The following is a 16,984-nucleotide window of genomic DNA, read 5'->3' on the forward strand; positions in this document are numbered from 1 at the left end:
GCTTTGTAAATGCCGGGGAATTTTAATTTTCCGACGCGTTCAGGGAAAACAGTCGGTTCAAGTGTTACTAGCATTTGATTCATGCGGAATCTTTCATGCCCGATAAATATGAGGCATGAAAAAATACAGTAATCTGCGTTCCTCCATTTTATGCAGAAACGCTCAATCAGGAGAAAAAAATGACAGAAAAGGAATTCGATTTGCTTTATGCAGTACATAAACAGAAAGACATCTCACAGTTTCCAAGCGACACCGTTTTTATGTGCGAAAAAAACGGATGGATTAAATCAGGGAAAATCACAGACTCAGGCTACGAAGCCCTTGCGCCATATAAAGTTGACAACGCTATTATAATGGCAGCAGGAAGAAGCCGCCGCTGCATGCCGCTTTCAAACTACCTTCCAAAGGGGCTTTTTGAAATAAAGGGCGACACAATGGTTGAGCGCCAGATTAAGCAGCTCCATGATGCTGGAATAAAGCAGATTATTCTTGTTGTTGGATATTTAAAGGAAAAATACTATGAGATGGCAAAAAAATACAAGGATCTTATTGTAATAGACAACACAGAATGGCAGGAAAAAAACAATATTTCCTCGCTGTATGCCGCAAAGGATTATTTAAAGAATTCCTATATCTGCTGCAGCGACAACTGGTTCGCGCATAACGTTTACTGTGACTATGTATACGACTCATATTATGCCTGCAAATACACAGATGAATTTCTTGATGAATACTGTGTAAAGTCTGTTGACAGTGAAGGCTATATGACTTCCGTAAAAAAAGGCGGAGAAAAATGCTGGTACACAATCGGCGAGGCATTTTTCAGCCGGGACTTTTCACAGAAATTTGTGGATCACATGGTAAAAGAATACTACGACCCGGAAGTAAAGTATATGCTCTGGGATGACTTTCAGATTCGCCATATTGATGATTTGAAACTCAAGGTAAAAGGCTACAGCGATGACGAATGTAAGGAATTCGACACAACAGAAGACATTCTTCAGTTCTACCCGAACTTCAAGGATTTTATAGAGCAGTTTTTTGCGGAAGAAGAGATTGTGAATTCTTCCACACGGCTGAATTATCTTTCAAACTATGCTGACACCAAAACTTATTCCGTTGTTGCAACAGAGCAGCTGACAGGGCGGCTCCATGTAAATGAAAATCTTTTCAAGCCAAGCCCAAAGGTCATGGACATTCTGCGCAACGCAACTTACGAGGATGTCTACCTGTATGATCTCACCAGAGAAGATGAGCTTGCAGTTGAAATCAGCAAGCAGGAAGAAATTTCAACAGACCATATTCTGATTCATTCCGGCTCTTCTGATGTCATAAAAACAGTGATGTCTCTTGTGCTCAACAAGGGCGATACAGTTCTCATTTCATCTCCGTCTTGGAACTATTACAAATCTATTGTCGAACTGAAAATGGCAAAGGCAGAATACTACAACATTGTGCCTGATGACCAGGAAAAAACATATCAGTTTGACATCAAGGAGCTTATGGAAAAAGCCCGTGCGGCTGCTCCGAGAATTATAATAATAACAACACCCCACAATCCAACCGGAGCCGTTATATCAGCCGCAGACCTTGAAAAAGTAATCAAGGAAAATCCTGCCTCGCTTGTAATTGTCGACGAAGCTTACCTTGGCTTTTCAGAGCAGAAATTCGATGTGCGGCATTTCTTAGCGGCATATTCAAATGTGGTTTTCAGCAGAACATTCAGCAAGCTTTATGGACTTGCAGGAATCCGCGTTGGCTACGGACTGTGCGCCCCTATGGCAAAACAGGTTTTCAGGCTTGATGTAAATCCTTTCAGGGTAAACAATATAAGCCGCAAAATGGCCATTGCAGCCTTAAAGGACAGCGAATACTATAAGGGGCTTTTAAAGGATATAACAGAGAGCCGAAGTTTCTTTATAAAAGAAATGAATTCTATTTCCGGAGTAAGGGCATTTGAATCCGCTGCAAATTTTGTATTTGTGCATTTTCCTGAAAACACAGATGTTCAGGCGCTCAAGGACAGCCTTGCCAAGAACGGATATCTGGTGCGCCTCTGGACTGAAGGCAGCAGGCTTGCAATGAGGGTGACACTGGATAAAAAGGAAACAATGGAAAAAGTAGTTGCCCTTATAAAGGATTTTATGAAAAAGGGAACTTCTGACAACTGATTAAAAACACATAAAACTCTGAAGATTCATTCAAAATGAATTTTCAGAGTTTTTTACTGTTATCTCAAAATAAAATCAAGCCACAGGAATCTTTTTTCGCACCACTCAACAAGAAAATCAACTTCGCTTTTATAGGTTTTTCTTTTTCTGTACCCCGGAACACGAGGCCAGGCTGCGCTTCCAAGTATGTGCCACACAGAATCATTAAGCTCAGCCGCAGCATCAAGAGCTTCCCCCTGCTTTCTGAGCCATTCAATAGAATCCCAGAGCTCCTTTCTTTTTTCCTGCCAGCGGTCTTTTACAAGGGCAACAAATTCTTCGTCCGCGAACAAGCGGTTGTACCAGTGGCTCTGGTTTATCAAAAATCCGTCATAATCTCCGGCCGCAGTTGAATTCTTCAGAGGATCGAAAAAATAAAAAAGATTAATCCATGCGTTGCTGCTCATGGGAGAGCCGTATACGCTTGAAAAAGTCGAGCTCTTTGCGGAATTGCCAAACGCAATGTCATGATCCCACGAAGGCCCCATATAAAGCTTTTCGGTTTTATAGTCATAGTTCATAAAAACTGAATTGTAGAATTTCGCATCGTAGTTTTTTGAAAATTCCGCGAGCAGATACCAGTCAACAAACGAATCCATGTCAAAATATTTTTTATAGCCTTCCCCGCCCTTCCATTCCTCAGAATAAAGGACATCCTCAAGCGATTGTATTTTTGCAGCCCACTTTTCATAGTTTTCCTGGGACGACTTCGGAGAACGTATATTGAAGCGAATTCCTGAATTTGAAATAAACTTGTAAGGGCGGCCTTCGTGGCTGTCAATTTCAGCAAGAAAACCTTCGCCCTCAAATTCAACTCTGTTTTTCTCAACTTCAACTTTTTCTGTAAGACCGTAAAGCCCCAGATATTTTCCGTTTAAAAAAAGCGTAATGTATTTTGAAGACGGATTCCATCTCATTCTGTCCCAGACATTGTGGGTAAGATATTCGGCGTAGTAATTTCTGAGCATTGCACGGTCGCACGCGTTTGCCATTAAAATCCATTTAGCCGCGGCAGGAAGTCCCAGCAGCTCCGCAGGAGAACTGAGCTTTAAAAGATAAGGTCTTTTCTGGGTGAAAGTTGTGTTCCATGTGGAATTTCCATGTCCGCGGATTTTGCACTTGCCGGAATGATTTCCGCCTAAATTTTCCGCCCCGGAAAATTCGTAGGATGCGTTAATATATTTTTCCTTGCTTTTCACGGACTTATAGTTTTCCGTGGTAATCTCAAGAATCGGCAGACCAAGCTTTTCGCACTGCTCAAAAGTCACTTTGCTGTTGGAAGAAACAAGAAAAACAAAAAAAGAACTGGACGCAAGCAAAAACAGTGCCAGATAAAAAAAACAGGAATATCTCTTTATTCCGCTAACAAGTCTCATGCTCCAAAACTCCAAACCGCCGAAAAATTTATTTTCTGCAAGAATCAACATTCCCCGCAAGCCAAGCACCGGGGAATATTTCCCAGTGTATCGCATCCGGGGCTTACCCTCGGCACGAATAAAACGCCCCTAAAAACCAAAGCTTTTAGAGGCGGCTAAAAATGCGATGCTCCATCTCCACGCCACGCAGATTTCAAAGCCCGCAGAAATTTTTGAAGAGTGCCTATTAGACAACTCTAAAAACGCTTTTCTAGTAAGTAACCTCGCCGTCATGCGCAAGAATTGTAGATGAAGTCACATCGCTCAATGCGGCAACTTCCTGAAGCAGTTCAGAATCATTTTTTGCGCGGATTTCCACAACCATATTTATTTTTCCGTTTGAAAATGCGCGGCTCTTTACAGTGAAATACTTGCAGTGCTTTTCAACAAGAGCCATTATTTCGCCCTCAAGGTCATAGCGGCCGCCGCTCACCATCAGAATTTTCGGAGCCTTTGCAACAGGAAGCCTGTCAAGCACAAAGAGCGCAAAAGTCAGCACAAACGCCAGCAGGCAGGAAATCTGAGCAAGCCCTGCGCCGCAGATAATTCCAGTTGAAATCGCCCAGAAAAGAAAAACCAAATCCAGCGGATCCTTTACAGCAGTCCTGAAGCGGACAATAGAAAGCGCACCGACCATACCAAGAGAAATCACAACGCTCGACTGTATGGTAAGAATAACTCCGGCTGTAATCAGAACAAGCGCAGGAAGGGCAATATTAAATGACTTTGAATAAAAAGTTCTTCTAGTCAAAAGCCTGTAGGCAAAGAAAATGTAAAGCGCAAAAAACGAAGCAATTACAAAAACAACAATAATGTTTTCAGGAGTTGCATCATAGCGTGTAAAGCCCTGAATAAACGACTTCTTAAAAATATCCTTAAATCCCATAAAATACCTCTCTTTTTTATTCAGAGCCTCTCAAGCAAAAAGCTTTCCGAAGCCCCCTTGTTACAATTTTAAGCACGCGGAAAAACCGCCTTTACTTTTATGCGCCCGGAAACACAGAGCGTATTCCGTGCAGGTCAAATTTCCTGCATACATAATACTTTGAAAAAGACGACCACTGTAGCTGTCCGCACTGGCACACTTCATTTATAAAATCCGGCAGCAGCTCATCAAATTTCACTTCCATCATGTTTGTTCCATCAGGAAAAACAGAGCGGAACGGAGCATTTTCATCAAAAAAATCCTGAATGTTGCTTGAGCTCCTCAAATTCCTGTCAAAAGTCACGCGGACATTGCCATCCCGGTATATAAAAGGAACTCTTTCATAGGCAACGATTTCCACAGGCCGGAGCATGCGGAAATTCATCTGGCAGATAAGCTTTTTCAAAAGATAGGGAGTTTCAGCTGAAAAATCAGGAACACTGCCGGCCATTATCTGCTCAAGGGTTTCAAGCGGAACCGGGCATGAGGTTTTAAGACACATTCCGTTCACCTTCTGCTTCAGCTCAAGCGAAATCCGGCTTTTGGAGCAGTTGTAAATTCTAATTCTGAATTTTTCGCGCGGGTCTGTTCCGTTTTCATTTTCTGAAAAGCATGTATTGTACATATCATCAAAATATATGCTTCTGATTGCATAGCAGCCGGCATCTCCGGTGTTCCCGTCAAGCTCCATCACAGAAGCCAGGCGAGTCTGCTGCATCTGAAGAATATACTCAGGAGAAATATACTTGTATTCATGCCTATACTTTTTCATACCAACACCACAATGAATTTGGTTACCATTTGTTCATCAGTACAAGCATAATACAACCTGTTGTTTTCCTTGTCAATAGTAAAGGGGGGGGTAAAATGGAAATAATTAACAAAAAATTAACAGTAATTTGATAAAATTCTCAAGTTGAAGAAAAAAAAAAATAATGGTATAAATAAAAAAATGTATTTCAAGTCTGCCAAGTTCAAAAATTTCATTATCCCTGCGGTGTTGTCCGTAATTCTGCTTGTGATGTTTTTCACTTCCTCAAAAACGCAGATTTCACCGGAAAAATGCATGGAAGAAGGTCTCCCTGTTCTTTTCATAGATACAATGGCAGGAAAAAAAATCAATTCCAAGACGGACTACATTCCGGCGCGCTACGAAATTGAAGGCCTTACAGGCGAATGTAAAATCCGCGGCCACGGAAACACAACATGGGTAACAAGGGAGCTTTACAAGCGCTCATACCTTCTGAAGCTGAACGAGCCGCAGCCCCTCCTTGGAATGGAAAGCTCCCGGAAATGGATTTTGATGGCAAACACTGCCGACAAGACTTCGCTCAGAAACGAATACGGATATTTTCTTTCGCGCAAAGTCTGGAACAGAATGAAATGGATTCCCAGCTCACGTTTTGCGGCGCTTTTTCTCAACGGCAAATACAACGGGCTTTATGCCGTCACAGAAAAGATAGAATTCGACAAGTTTGATCTTCCAGAGGGGTCATTTCTTGCAAATGTAAATTCCAGAATGAACAAGGAATGGAATTTCGTCACAACAAGGGGCGTAAAAGTCAGCATACGCATGAAGGACAAGTCCGAATCCGAATACAAGTCAATGGCAGACATTATTCAAAACGCGGAGGACGTCATTTTTTCAGATGAATTCAAATCGAATGAAAAAGGCTGGCAGAGTGTAATAGACACGGACTCGTTTGTCGACTGGTATCTTATAAATGAATTCACCAAGAACCATGATGCGCGATTCCAGGCCTCGTGCTATTTTTATTACAACTCGCAGACAAAAAAGCTCTACATGGGCCCGGTCTGGGACATGGACATCTCATGCGGAAATATCAGCTACGACAAATGCCAGGAGCCGGAAGGGCTTTGGATAGGAAAATCGCACTGGTACAAACGTCTGCTTGAAGACGAGCACTTCGAATCCCTTGTAAAATCCCGCTGGCACGAAACCAGGCTCCTGCTGGACTCTTCGTTTTCATGGCTTGAAGAAAAGGCAAAGGAAACACAGCCCTACGTAGAGCTGAATGACTCCGTATGGCGGAATATAGGACGGCGGCAGTGGCCTCATGCGCCCGGATGGAAAAAGCGTAAAACCTACAAGAGCGAAGTTGACTACATGGCTGACTTTTTAACAAAGCGGATGCAATGGATTGACAACGCTTATTCCGCTGATTGAATTTAGATTCTCAAAATGGTATAATCCGACCCAAGATTTCGGCGGTTTCTTATTTTCAGCCGGATTCATATTTATACATATCTCGAGGTAAATGGTATGAAGTACACTGCAGAAGTAGAGCATATGTGTCCTTTGGCAAAAGGCGCATATCACGGACCTGCCCCGATTCCTGAAGAAGGCGAATGGGTACAGGCAAAAAAAATTGAAGATATTTCCGGATTTACACACGGAATCGGCTGGTGTGCACCGCAGCAGGGTGCCTGCAAGCTTTCTTTGAACGTTAAAGACGGCATTATTGAAGAAGCTCTTGTAGAAACAATCGGATGTTCGGGAATGACGCATTCGGCTGCTATGGCTTCAGAAATCCTTATCGGAAAAACTCTTCTTGAAGCGCTTAACACTGACCTTGTATGCGATGCAATCAACACTGCAATGCGCGAACTTTTTATGCAGATTGTTTACGGACGTACTCAGTCAGCTTACTCTAAAGACGGTCTTAAAGTAGGTGCTTCTCTTGAAGACCTCGGAAAGAACCTTCGTTCACAGGTCGGAACTATGTTTGCAACACGCAAGACTGGCCCTCGCTACCTTGAAATGACAGAAGGCTACGTTGAAACAATGGCTGTTGACAAGGACAATCAGGTTATCGGTTACAACTGCATTAACTTCGGAAAACTGATGGATGCTCTTAAAGCCGGAAAACCTGCTGAAGAAGCTATTGCCGGAGCGCGCACACATTATGGCCGCGTAACAGAAGATCAGGGTATGGTAAAACTTATCGACCCTAGAAAGAACTAATTGTAGGAACGGAGGATAACAATATGTCATTATTTGAAGATTACGAAGGCCGTATCCCGCAGGTAAATAAGGCTCTTAAAGAATATGGTTTTGCAGAAGGCGAAAAAGGATTGCAGGAAGCACGCGACCTCTGCAAATCACGCGGATTTGATCCGTATGAAATCTGCCAGTCAACTCAGCAGATTTGTTTTGAAGATGCAAAATGGGCTTACGTTCTTGGCTCTGCAATTGCAATCAAAGAAGCAGAAAAAACAGGCGACAAAACTGGTTCTACTGCCGCTGCAAATATCGGTAAAGGACTTCAGGCATTCTGCCTTCCTGGTTCTGTAGCTGATGACCGCAAAGTAGGTCTTGGTCACGGAAACCTTGGCGCACGCCTTCTTTCTGAAGATACACAGTGCTTTGCATTCCTTGCAGGACACGAATCATTCGCCGCTGCAGAAGGTGCAATCAAAATCGCTGCAAACGCAAACAAAGTACGCAAGAACAAGCTCCGCGTTATCTTGAACGGTCTTGGAAAAGATGCCGCTCAGATTATCAGCCGCATCAACGGTTTTACTTATGTTCAGACTAAGTTTGACTACTTCAACGGCGAAGGAACTGACAAGGCTCTTACAGTCGTAAAAGAAATTCCTTACGGAAACAATCCTGACCGCCTTATCGTAAAATGCTACGGTGCTGACGACGTTCGCGAAGGCGTTGCAATTATGTGGCACGAGGACGTAGACGTTTCAATCACAGGAAACTCAACTAACCCTACTCGCTTCCAGCACCCTGTTGCAGGAACTTACAAGAAAGAACGCTTCCTTGCAGGCAAAAACTACTTCTCTGTAGCTTCTGGCGGCGGTACAGGACGTACTCTCCACCCGGATAATATGGCTGCAGGTCCTGCTTCTTACGGATTTACTGATACTCTGGGACGTATGCACTCAGACGCACAGTTTGCGGGTTCTTCTTCAGTTCCGGCTCACGTAGAAATGATGGGCTTTATGGGAATGGGAAACAACCCGATGGTAGGATGCACCGTTGCCTGTGCAGTAGCAGTTGCTGGTAGTTTCTAAGCAATTTTCTACATACAAAGAATTTTAGCAACGGGGCAGCCGTAGGTCAGTTTTGTTTTCCTTGATAAAAGAAAGGAAACAAAACTGATAAGCAACCGCAGGTTGCGAAATGTACAGTTGCCTGCGCAGTAGCTGTTGCCGGTTCATTCTAAGCTGATTTTTATAAAAAAAGGCTCTTCCGTAATTGGAAGGGCTTTTTTTTTGCGCAGGGGAATTCCGATATCAGTCGGCATCAAGGAATGATGTTGCGTAGGAGCAGAAAGCCTTCACTCTTGAGATAAAGGCAGTTTCAATCCGGCTTGTAAAAATCTTCAGCTTGGGAGCCTTTGCCGCCCCTACCCCGTATATAATCCAGCTGTCGCCGTCCCTGAATGCAAAAATCACGGAGCGCAGACAGTTTTCCTTTACACGCACAAACGAAATACAGTTCATATCATTAAGATTTCTTGACTTGTATAGCAAAAAATTCTCATAGTCTGTTTTTATTGAAATTTCAGCTGTATACATCTCAAAAGGAGGCATTGTCATATCCGCGGTAAAACTATAAAGTCCGCCCGAATTCAGCCTGGACAACACGCTGCAATATGAATAAAGAGGAGTAGTCGTTCCGTACCGCTCAGAGTAGTAAGGAATTTTTGTGTATGAATCAACATTCAAAAGTATCGATGAAAGCTTTTCTATGATTCTATCATCCGGCTTGACCTTGCGGATCTGAAGAACCTCCACAAAATACCTCGGATTAAGCTCCCTGAGCTCCTGAAGACACTCATTCACTTCATCGTTGTCAATGTCAAGGCAAATATTCTTATACGAACTTATGTTCCTGATAAGAACATTTCCATTGAGCGCCGACTCAAGCTCCTGCCCCGAAAGTTTTTCATTAAATGGAAAAGCAGACACGGCAGAAGAAAAAATCAAAAGCCCGGCAAGAAAAACAGCAGAGAATTTCATAAATCAAAACACAATGTCTATGACTTCCTGGACATGCGACACAGGAATAAATTTCATTCCGGTTTTCACATGCTCCGGAATCTCGTCAAGGTCGCGCACATTTGCCTTGGGAATTATAACAGTCTTTATCTTGTTGCGCTTGGCGGCGACTGTTTTTTCCCTGAGACCTCCTATCGGAAGCACCTGCCCTGTAAGGCTAAGCTCGCCTGTCATCGCAATATGCGGACGTATCTTTCTGCCTTTTAAAAGCGAAGTAAACGCCACCGCCATTGTAATACCCGCGCTCGGGCCGTCCTTTGGAGTTGCGCCCTCCGGTATATGAAGGTGAACCGTATTTTCATCAAACCACTTGCTGTCCTTGATTTTTTCTTCTATTGCGTGCTGACGGCTCCAGTTCATGGCAATCTGCGCGCTTTCCTTCATGACATCGCCCATCTGTCCTGTAAGCTGAAGACCGCCCTTTGAAGACTTTATCGCAATGGACTCCAAAAGCAGAGTGTCTCCGCCCATGCTCGTCCAGGCAAGCCCAACCGCAGTGCCGGGAACAGACGCAGACTTTATCTGGCTTTCATCAAAAACAGCCTTTCCAAGATATTTTCTAACTTCAGGAATTCCGATGCTGTACGATTTCTTTGAAAGAGCCGCCCCCATCTTCTGAGAATCAGACACGCCCTTCTTTTCCAGCTCGCAGACTTCCTCAGCGGCAAGCTTCCTGTTTATTTTATCAATGCACTTTTCAAAATTCCGCACACCGGCTTCCCTTGCGTATTCAGTCGCAATAAGTGCAAGCGCAGACTTTGAAAATTTCACCTGGGACTTTTTAAATCCGTTTTTAACAAGATTTCTGGGAACAAGATATTTCTGGGCAATCTCAATTTTTTCCTGATCAATGTATCCTGAAAGCTCTATGATTTCCGCACGGTCAAGCAGAGGGCGAGGAATTGTATCCAGCGTATTCGCGGTAAGAATAAAAAAAACCTTGCTCAAGTCAAACGGAAGATTCAGGTAGCTGTCGCGGAATGAGCTGTTCTGCTCCGGATCAAGAACTTCAAGCAGCGCCGCGGAAGGATCTCCCTGTGCGCTCGCATTCATCTTGTCAACCTCATCAATCATAAAAACAGGAGCCTTCGACTTTGTGATTTTAAGCCCCTCGATAATCTGTCCGGGCATAGAGCCGATGTAAGTGCGCCTGAAGCCCTTTATCTTGGACTCATCATGCTCGCCGCCCACGCTGAACCTGAAGAATTTTTTGTTCATGGCATTCGCAATGGAACGCCCCACGCTTGTCTTTCCAACGCCCGGAGGCCCCACAAGAATCAGAACGGAGCCTTTTCCGTCATTCTTGAGCATGCGCACTGCAAGGTGCTCTATAATCCGCTTCTTGACATCCTCAAGACCGTAATGGTCGCCCTCAAGAATTTTTGAAGCCTTCTCAATGCTGTAGCTTTCAAGAGGCTCGTCATTCCACGGAAGAGCGGTGACTGTCTCAAGATAATTGCGGCTCATGTTGTAATCAGGGTCATGCGGATCAAGCAGGCGGAATTTTTCAAGCTCACTGTCCAGGGTTTCCTTCACTTCCCCGGTGAAATTAAAGGAGTCAATCTTTGACTTAAACTTCTGATAGTCTCCGGTCTTTGAGTCGCCTGCAATTCCAAGCTCCTCCTGTATGCTCTTCATTTCCTCGCGCAGAAAATACTCGCGCTGGTTCTTTTCAACCTTCTCGTTCAGCTCAGTCTGAATTTTCTTCTGGACACGGAAAATCTCCTGCTCTTTTTTTATGTAGACAAGAACCTGCTCCATGCGCTTCCGGACATTGGTCATCTCCAGAACCTTCTGCTGGTCTTCTTTATCGATATTCAGAATGGAAACAATAAAATCCGCAATTTTTCCAGGATGATCAATATTCACCATGTTGAGGCGCATCTCCTCGCTGAACATGGGATTGTTTTCGCTGATTTCCTTCATCTCGCTTATAAGCGCGCGGGTAAGGGCCTTGACTTCAAAAGTGTTGTCCTCCTCGTCGTCAAGATAGTCAACCGCAGCCGCAACAGGGCCGGAGCCGCTCAGAACCTTGCGGATCTTGAACCTCTGCAACGTGGACACAAAGGCATTCACGCCGCCGTCAGGAAGATTTATTTTCTTTATAATACGCGCGACTGTTCCAACTTTGTGAAGGTCAACAGCAGAAGGATTTTCCTTGTCTTCACGGAGCATTACAATTCCTATGAATCCGTCTCCCGCCATGGACTCTTCAATAACCTTTATATCCTCAGGACTGTTTATCATAAGCGGCGTAAAAATTCCCGGAAAAATCGGACGGCCGCCAATAGGAAGAATATTCAATTTTAAAGGAAGCTGGGTTTCAGCAGGAAGCCCCAGAACATCTTTTTCGCTAGATTGTTTTTTCATACTCTATAATATAATCTAAAAGATTGAAAATTACAAATTCTTCCGCCCGTCAAAAAGCTTGTGAATAAAATGAATTCAGGGATTTCCTTAAAGCATGCGAGCGCAATTTTCAGGGAGAAAACAAGAAATTTGCACAGAGTAATTTAAAATAAAAAAAAGGACTGCATGAACAGTCCTTTTGCTGCGGAGAACCTGACTTGAACAGGCACAGCTTGCGCCACCAGCACCTCAAGCTGGCGTGTCTACCAATTCCACCATCCCCGCATTGCTTTTTACAAAGCGTAAAAATACTATATCAGCATAAAAAAACAATGTCAATAGAAAAGAGCTTTTTTTTCAAAAAAAATTCTTCTTGATTGGAAGTTCAGCTTTCAGAAAAAATTACACAACTCTTTCCATAGATATGCCTTAAATGCAGCGTATTTTTTACTTTTGCGAATACAAGTGTTTTTTGCTCCTCCATGGCCAGCCGAAAACCTGCATTGATGTCTGTTGATTATTTTACACCAAAAATATAAACTTCATTCATGAAAAAAATCAACTTTATAGCTACTTTAATACTGCTCCCTGCATTTGTCTTTTCACAGGAAGCCCTGAAATCAACCGAAGAGGAATACTACAATTTTCTTTCCTTGCAGGGAATAACAGAGCGCCCTACACTCAACTACCGCACCCTCAGCGACAATGAATGGAATTTTATAACCACAGACGGAGAAGAGCCTTCGCATCTATGGGAGAATAACAATCTCGGAAAAAAGCAGATTATGTTCACCCCAAATGTAGTTTACGATGATTTTTTTTCACGCGGAATAAACCAGAACCTTGTGCTTAAAGTATACGGCCCTGAATGGTTCAACAGCTACAACACAAAAGCCCCATACGGACAGAACGACGGCGCGCTGTGGCAGGGAAAAGGCTATAACGCAAGCTTCACAGCAGGCGCAAGAATTGAAACATTCGGCCTGGAACTGACATTCAAACCGCAGATGACCTACAGCCAGAACAAGGAATTTGAGTATATCAAGCCAAATTATTCAGAAAAAGACAATGACGGCAATTCTACAATTTATGACGGCAAAGCATCTGAATATGGATATTATGGAGTTACTTATATCGATGCACCCCAGAGATTTGGAAACAATTCATTTTTTACGTTTGACTGGGGAGACACAGAAGTCCGCTATACATGGTATACACTTACGGCCGGTTTTGGATTTCAGACTCCATGGCTTGGACCAGCACAAATCAATCCTATAATTCACTCTAATAATGCTGCTTCCTATCCAAAAATCGACATAGGACTAAAAAAAACACCGATTTATTTTCCTTATTGTAATTGGTATATGGGAGACATAGAGTTACGATCCTGGTGGGGAAAACTTTCTGAATCGGAGTATTTTGATAATGATAATAATAACAACAATAATTTAATTTCAGGATTTTCTTTTGCATGGAAATTACCATTTACAGATCTTACATTAGGCTTAAACAGAACCATGCTAAGCAAATGGGATGATATAAACAAGTATTCTCTATTTCATATATATCTTCCTTTTGATTCTTCCGGTGGTGATGATAATAATGACCAGCGTTTTTCATTTACAGCAGACTGGATTTTTGAACCTGTAGGACTTGAGATATATCTTGAATGGGGACGCAATGATTACAGTCCAAATATAGATTATATGCTTCGTTATCCATTTCATACACAGGGCTGGACTGCTGGTATACGGAAAACAATTATATTTTCAAACTCAATTAAAGGAGAATTATTATTAGAGTGTACCAATCTTGAGTCTTCTAGAGATTATGAATTACTCTGGCCAACAACATTCTATGCCCATCACATTATAACTCAGGGATATACAAATAAAGGACAATGGCTAGGTGCCTCCATGACAGGTGGAAACAGCCAGTATATTGGATTTAATCTATACTATCCAAAAGGAGCCTTCAATTTGTTCTTGCAAAGAGTAAATCCTGACCTTGATTATACATGGTTTTTAACAAAAGACCAGTCTGGCAATGAAAGACAGCATGGCATACGAGTTATTTTATCATCTGGACTAGGTGCGGATTATTACCTGAATGAATCATTTTTATTAGGCATATCTGCTGTTACTTCATATGATCATAATCCTTTATTTACAAATGAAGGAGAATTAACAGAAAGATGGAACGTTAATCTTGCATTGAGAATGAAATTCATTTTTTAATCATGTTTTTTTCTTTATATTAAGTTTAAAATCATTTATAATCAAAGAGCAAACAAAATACATTTAGGAAAATTACAGAGAATATGGCTGAAATATCAATGAAAAAAGCATCTCTTATAACTGCTGTTTCAAAATATATAAATATTTTTTTTTGTATTCTCTTTTCTGCATTACTTTCTAGAATTTTAACACCTAATGATTATGGAATTGTTGCAATAGTTACAGTTTTTACATCTTTTTTTATTGTCCTATCAAATTGCGGACTTGGAATTGCAGTTATTCAAAACAAGGATTTCACGCAAGATGATATTGACAGTCTGTTTTCATTTTCATGCTGGTTTGGATTAGGATTGATGATAGTTTTTATTGCACTTGCATATCCTGTCAGTATATTTTATAAGAATACCGTTTATATACCAATCTGCATTATACTTTCTTCGTCAATTTTCTTTAATACAATCAATGCTGTTCCTGACGGAATTTTGCGCCGTGAAAAAAAATTCCTTCTTATAGGAATCAGGCTGATTGTTGTTTCAGTCCTGACGTACGGAGTTACGATAGTTCTTGCCCTGCTGAATTTTAAATACTACGCACTTGTCATACAGTCCGTCACAAGCAGTATTTTAATCTTCCTGTGGAATTTGAAAAATGCGTCCGTTCATTTCCGATTGAAAATAAATTGGTCAGTGTTAAAAAAAATCCGCGGCTATAGCGGATATAATTTTCTATTCAATTTTGTCAATTACTTTGCACGGAATTTGGACAAGCTGCTTTTAGGAAAATCACTTGGAAATGAAGAACTTGCCCAATACAACAAAGCTTATCATTTTATGCTTTATCCGGTTCAAAACCTGACGAATATCATAACGCCTGTACTGCACCCTATTCTTTCAGATTATCAAGGCAACAGGCCGTTTATCTACAAGCAATACATGAAAGTCGTCAAGCTGCTTTCACTTATAGGAATTTTTATAACAGCAGTATGTTTTTGCTGTAGCAGAGAAATAATTCTGTTACTATACGGTTCTCAATGGAATTCTGCGGTAAACTGTTTCACATATATGAGTTTTGGAATTTGGGCTCAAATGATTACAGGAACATCAGGTTCTCTTTTTAATGCACTTGGTGACACAAAACGATGCTTTTTAAGTTGTTGCATTACAACCGCTATTACAATTTTCTTTATCTGCATCGGAATTTCACTCCGGAAAATAGAAGTTTTATCATTTACAGTTTCTGTTTCCTATAACCTTAATTTTATCATTTCCATGTTTATGTTGATACATATTTCAATGGGAGAATCATTTTTGCGGTTTTTGAAGGCTCTCGTTCCTGATATTTCTATACTGATGGTATTATTCTGTGCAGGCATTGCATGTAACAGTATTTTGCAAGTTAAAACCTTGTTTTTGTCGCTATGCATAAAAATGAGTGTTCTTGTCTTAATATATATCATTCTTCTGGCTGTAACCAAACAGTATGTCTTTTATTATCCGATTTTTCCTCGCTTCATTAAAGAGAAATTTCGGCTAAAAAAAGGCCCGGTTGAAAAATGAGGTTAAAAATTAAAATGAGAAAAATTTGTGTTTCCACCAGTTTTGGTGATAAATTATTTACTTTTTACAACCATAGGATTCTACGGAAAATAAAAAAGATTGTGTATGCTCCTTTTAAGAATCATATAAAAAGAGTCGTATCTTCTTCAGAATTTCAGTATGGGCTAAATACCGTGCCAAGAGAAAAAAAGATTATTGTCAGCCTGACATCTTTTCCCCAGCGATTTGAAACACTTCCTTTGTGTCTCAAGTCATTATGTTTGCAGTCAATGAAACCGGATAAAATTTGTGTCTATTTAGGCACGGATACAGTTACTATTCCTGAAGAGCTTTTGATTTTAGAGAAGTATGGAATTGAATTTATCAGAACAAACGATAATTTGATGCCTCATAAAAAATATTTCTATGCCATGCAGAGTTTTCCAAATGACATCATTATTACAGTAGATGACGACAGTATTTACAGCAAAAATTTGGTCAAAATGCTGTATAGAACTCATAAAAAATATCCGGATTGTATTGCTGCCGTCCGTGTACATAAAATGATATATAGTAAAGAACAGGAATTGTATTCCTATAATAATTGGATAAACAATTATACGTCTTGCAGGAAACCGTCATATAACTTGTTTGCAACAGGTATTGGTGGTGTTCTCTATCCGCCGGGAATCCTTCCACAAAGAGCTTTTGATACAGAGGCAATCAAAATGTATTGCTTAAAAGCTGACGACATCTGGTTGAAATTCATGCAGCTGCTCAATCGCAAAAAAGTAGTTGCAGCCCCTCTTTCTCTATTCTATTCTCCTGAGCCGTATGAAATAAAAACTTCTCAAGAACTAGCACTGAACCAAGAGAATGTAAAGGAATATAAAAATGATGAATATATCGCAATTTTAAGGAATTTGTATTCCTTCGATCAACTTGTTTGTGATGTATTCTGATAAAATATAATGTTCTGTGACCATCGGTATTATTATACTTTACATATATACGGAATTATTCAAACAAATAACCGTTCTCAAAAGATTGTTTTATATGAAGTATTTCATAGCCTCGTTTATGGCTATTCTGGTAGCAACCTTTTTCTTTATGTAACTTTCATAGAACCAGAGGCGAACACTGCTCACTTTGGTCCACGTTTATGTTAACGATATTCACCGTCCATATATGACTTTTATGACGAATGCTGATACACCTGCATTGGCAACGAAAGATGTTATTTCTGATGCAAAAAATCCATTTACCGGAAATAAAT

The 16,984-nt window shown here is 41.2% G+C and carries 12 protein-coding genes and 1 tRNA gene; 7 read left to right on the forward strand and 6 right to left on the reverse strand.

Annotation, left to right across the window (positions count from 1 at the left end; all coding sequences use genetic code 11):
• The first annotated feature begins 179 nt into the window (after positions 1 to 179).
• Positions 180 to 2,171 carry an aminotransferase class I/II-fold pyridoxal phosphate-dependent enzyme gene (locus ACI4L0_RS04240; RefSeq protein ID WP_439798923.1) on the forward strand — a complete coding sequence of 664 codons (1,992 nt, stop codon included), beginning with the start codon at positions 180 to 182 and terminating at the stop codon, positions 2,169 to 2,171.
• A gap of 59 nt (positions 2,172 to 2,230) precedes the next feature.
• Here the strand turns inward: ACI4L0_RS04240 and ACI4L0_RS04245 are convergent, their stop codons facing one another.
• The 3 genes from ACI4L0_RS04245 to ACI4L0_RS04255 form a co-directional block, all read right to left on the reverse strand.
• Positions 2,231 to 3,586, reverse strand: a complete 1,356-nt coding sequence (locus ACI4L0_RS04245; RefSeq protein WP_439798924.1) for a CotH kinase family protein — start codon at positions 3,584 to 3,586, stop codon at positions 2,231 to 2,233.
• Between the two features lie 250 nt (positions 3,587 to 3,836).
• Complete coding sequence (locus tag ACI4L0_RS04250) at positions 3,837 to 4,511, reverse strand: DUF4956 domain-containing protein (protein WP_439798925.1); 675 nt, start codon at positions 4,509 to 4,511, stop codon at positions 3,837 to 3,839.
• Between the two features lie 97 nt (positions 4,512 to 4,608).
• Entirely contained in the window at positions 4,609 to 5,322 is a 714-nt protein-coding gene (locus tag ACI4L0_RS04255) for a polyphosphate polymerase domain-containing protein (RefSeq protein ID WP_439798926.1), read from the reverse strand.
• 180 nt (positions 5,323 to 5,502) lie between these two features.
• Here ACI4L0_RS04255 and ACI4L0_RS04260 point away from each other — a divergent pair, with 180 nt between their 5' ends.
• The 3 genes from ACI4L0_RS04260 to ACI4L0_RS04270 all read left to right on the forward strand — a co-directional run bounded on the left by ACI4L0_RS04260 (position 5,503) and on the right by ACI4L0_RS04270 (position 8,597).
• Positions 5,503 to 6,738, forward strand: coding sequence for a CotH kinase family protein (locus tag ACI4L0_RS04260; protein WP_439798927.1), 1,236 nt, complete (start codon positions 5,503 to 5,505; stop codon positions 6,736 to 6,738).
• Positions 6,739 to 6,834: 96 nt separating this feature from the next.
• On the forward strand, positions 6,835 to 7,536 hold the full coding sequence (locus ACI4L0_RS04265; RefSeq protein WP_078932304.1) for an iron-sulfur cluster assembly scaffold protein: 702 nt from the start codon (positions 6,835 to 6,837) through the stop codon (positions 7,534 to 7,536).
• A gap of 23 nt (positions 7,537 to 7,559) precedes the next feature.
• Positions 7,560 to 8,597: a GGGtGRT protein gene (locus tag ACI4L0_RS04270; RefSeq protein WP_439798928.1), complete on the forward strand. Its 1,038-nt coding sequence runs from the start codon at positions 7,560 to 7,562 to the stop codon at positions 8,595 to 8,597.
• Between the two features lie 222 nt (positions 8,598 to 8,819).
• Here the strand turns inward: ACI4L0_RS04270 and ACI4L0_RS04275 are convergent, their stop codons facing one another.
• From ACI4L0_RS04275 to ACI4L0_RS04285, 3 genes are all read right to left on the reverse strand, one after another.
• On the reverse strand, positions 8,820 to 9,548 hold the full coding sequence (locus ACI4L0_RS04275) for a DUF6675 family protein (RefSeq protein ID WP_439798929.1): 729 nt from the start codon (positions 9,546 to 9,548) through the stop codon (positions 8,820 to 8,822).
• A 3-nt stretch (positions 9,549 to 9,551) separates the two neighbouring features.
• Complete coding sequence (lon, locus tag ACI4L0_RS04280; RefSeq protein WP_439798930.1) at positions 9,552 to 11,957, reverse strand: endopeptidase La; 2,406 nt, start codon at positions 11,955 to 11,957, stop codon at positions 9,552 to 9,554.
• A 182-nt stretch (positions 11,958 to 12,139) separates the two neighbouring features.
• Positions 12,140 to 12,221: transfer RNA gene (locus tag ACI4L0_RS04285), tRNA-Leu, on the reverse strand.
• A 263-nt stretch (positions 12,222 to 12,484) separates the two neighbouring features.
• On the opposite strand from ACI4L0_RS04285, the gene ACI4L0_RS04290 reads away from it, so the two are divergent.
• From ACI4L0_RS04290 to ACI4L0_RS04300, 3 genes are all read left to right on the forward strand, one after another.
• A complete protein-coding gene (locus ACI4L0_RS04290) occupies positions 12,485 to 14,173 on the forward strand; it encodes a capsule assembly Wzi family protein (RefSeq protein ID WP_439798931.1) in 1,689 nt (562 codons plus the stop codon).
• A 98-nt stretch (positions 14,174 to 14,271) separates the two neighbouring features.
• Positions 14,272 to 15,729, forward strand: a complete 1,458-nt coding sequence (locus ACI4L0_RS04295) for a lipopolysaccharide biosynthesis protein (protein ID WP_439798934.1) — start codon at positions 14,272 to 14,274, stop codon at positions 15,727 to 15,729.
• A 14-nt stretch (positions 15,730 to 15,743) separates the two neighbouring features.
• Positions 15,744 to 16,670, forward strand: a complete 927-nt coding sequence (locus ACI4L0_RS04300; RefSeq protein ID WP_439798932.1) for a glycosyltransferase family A protein — start codon at positions 15,744 to 15,746, stop codon at positions 16,668 to 16,670.
• Positions 16,671 to 16,984: the final 314 nt, after the last annotated feature.

Origin of the sequence: Treponema sp. (genome assembly GCF_051883275.1) — a bacterium.
Lineage (GTDB): Bacteria > Spirochaetota > Spirochaetia > Treponematales > Treponemataceae > Treponema_D.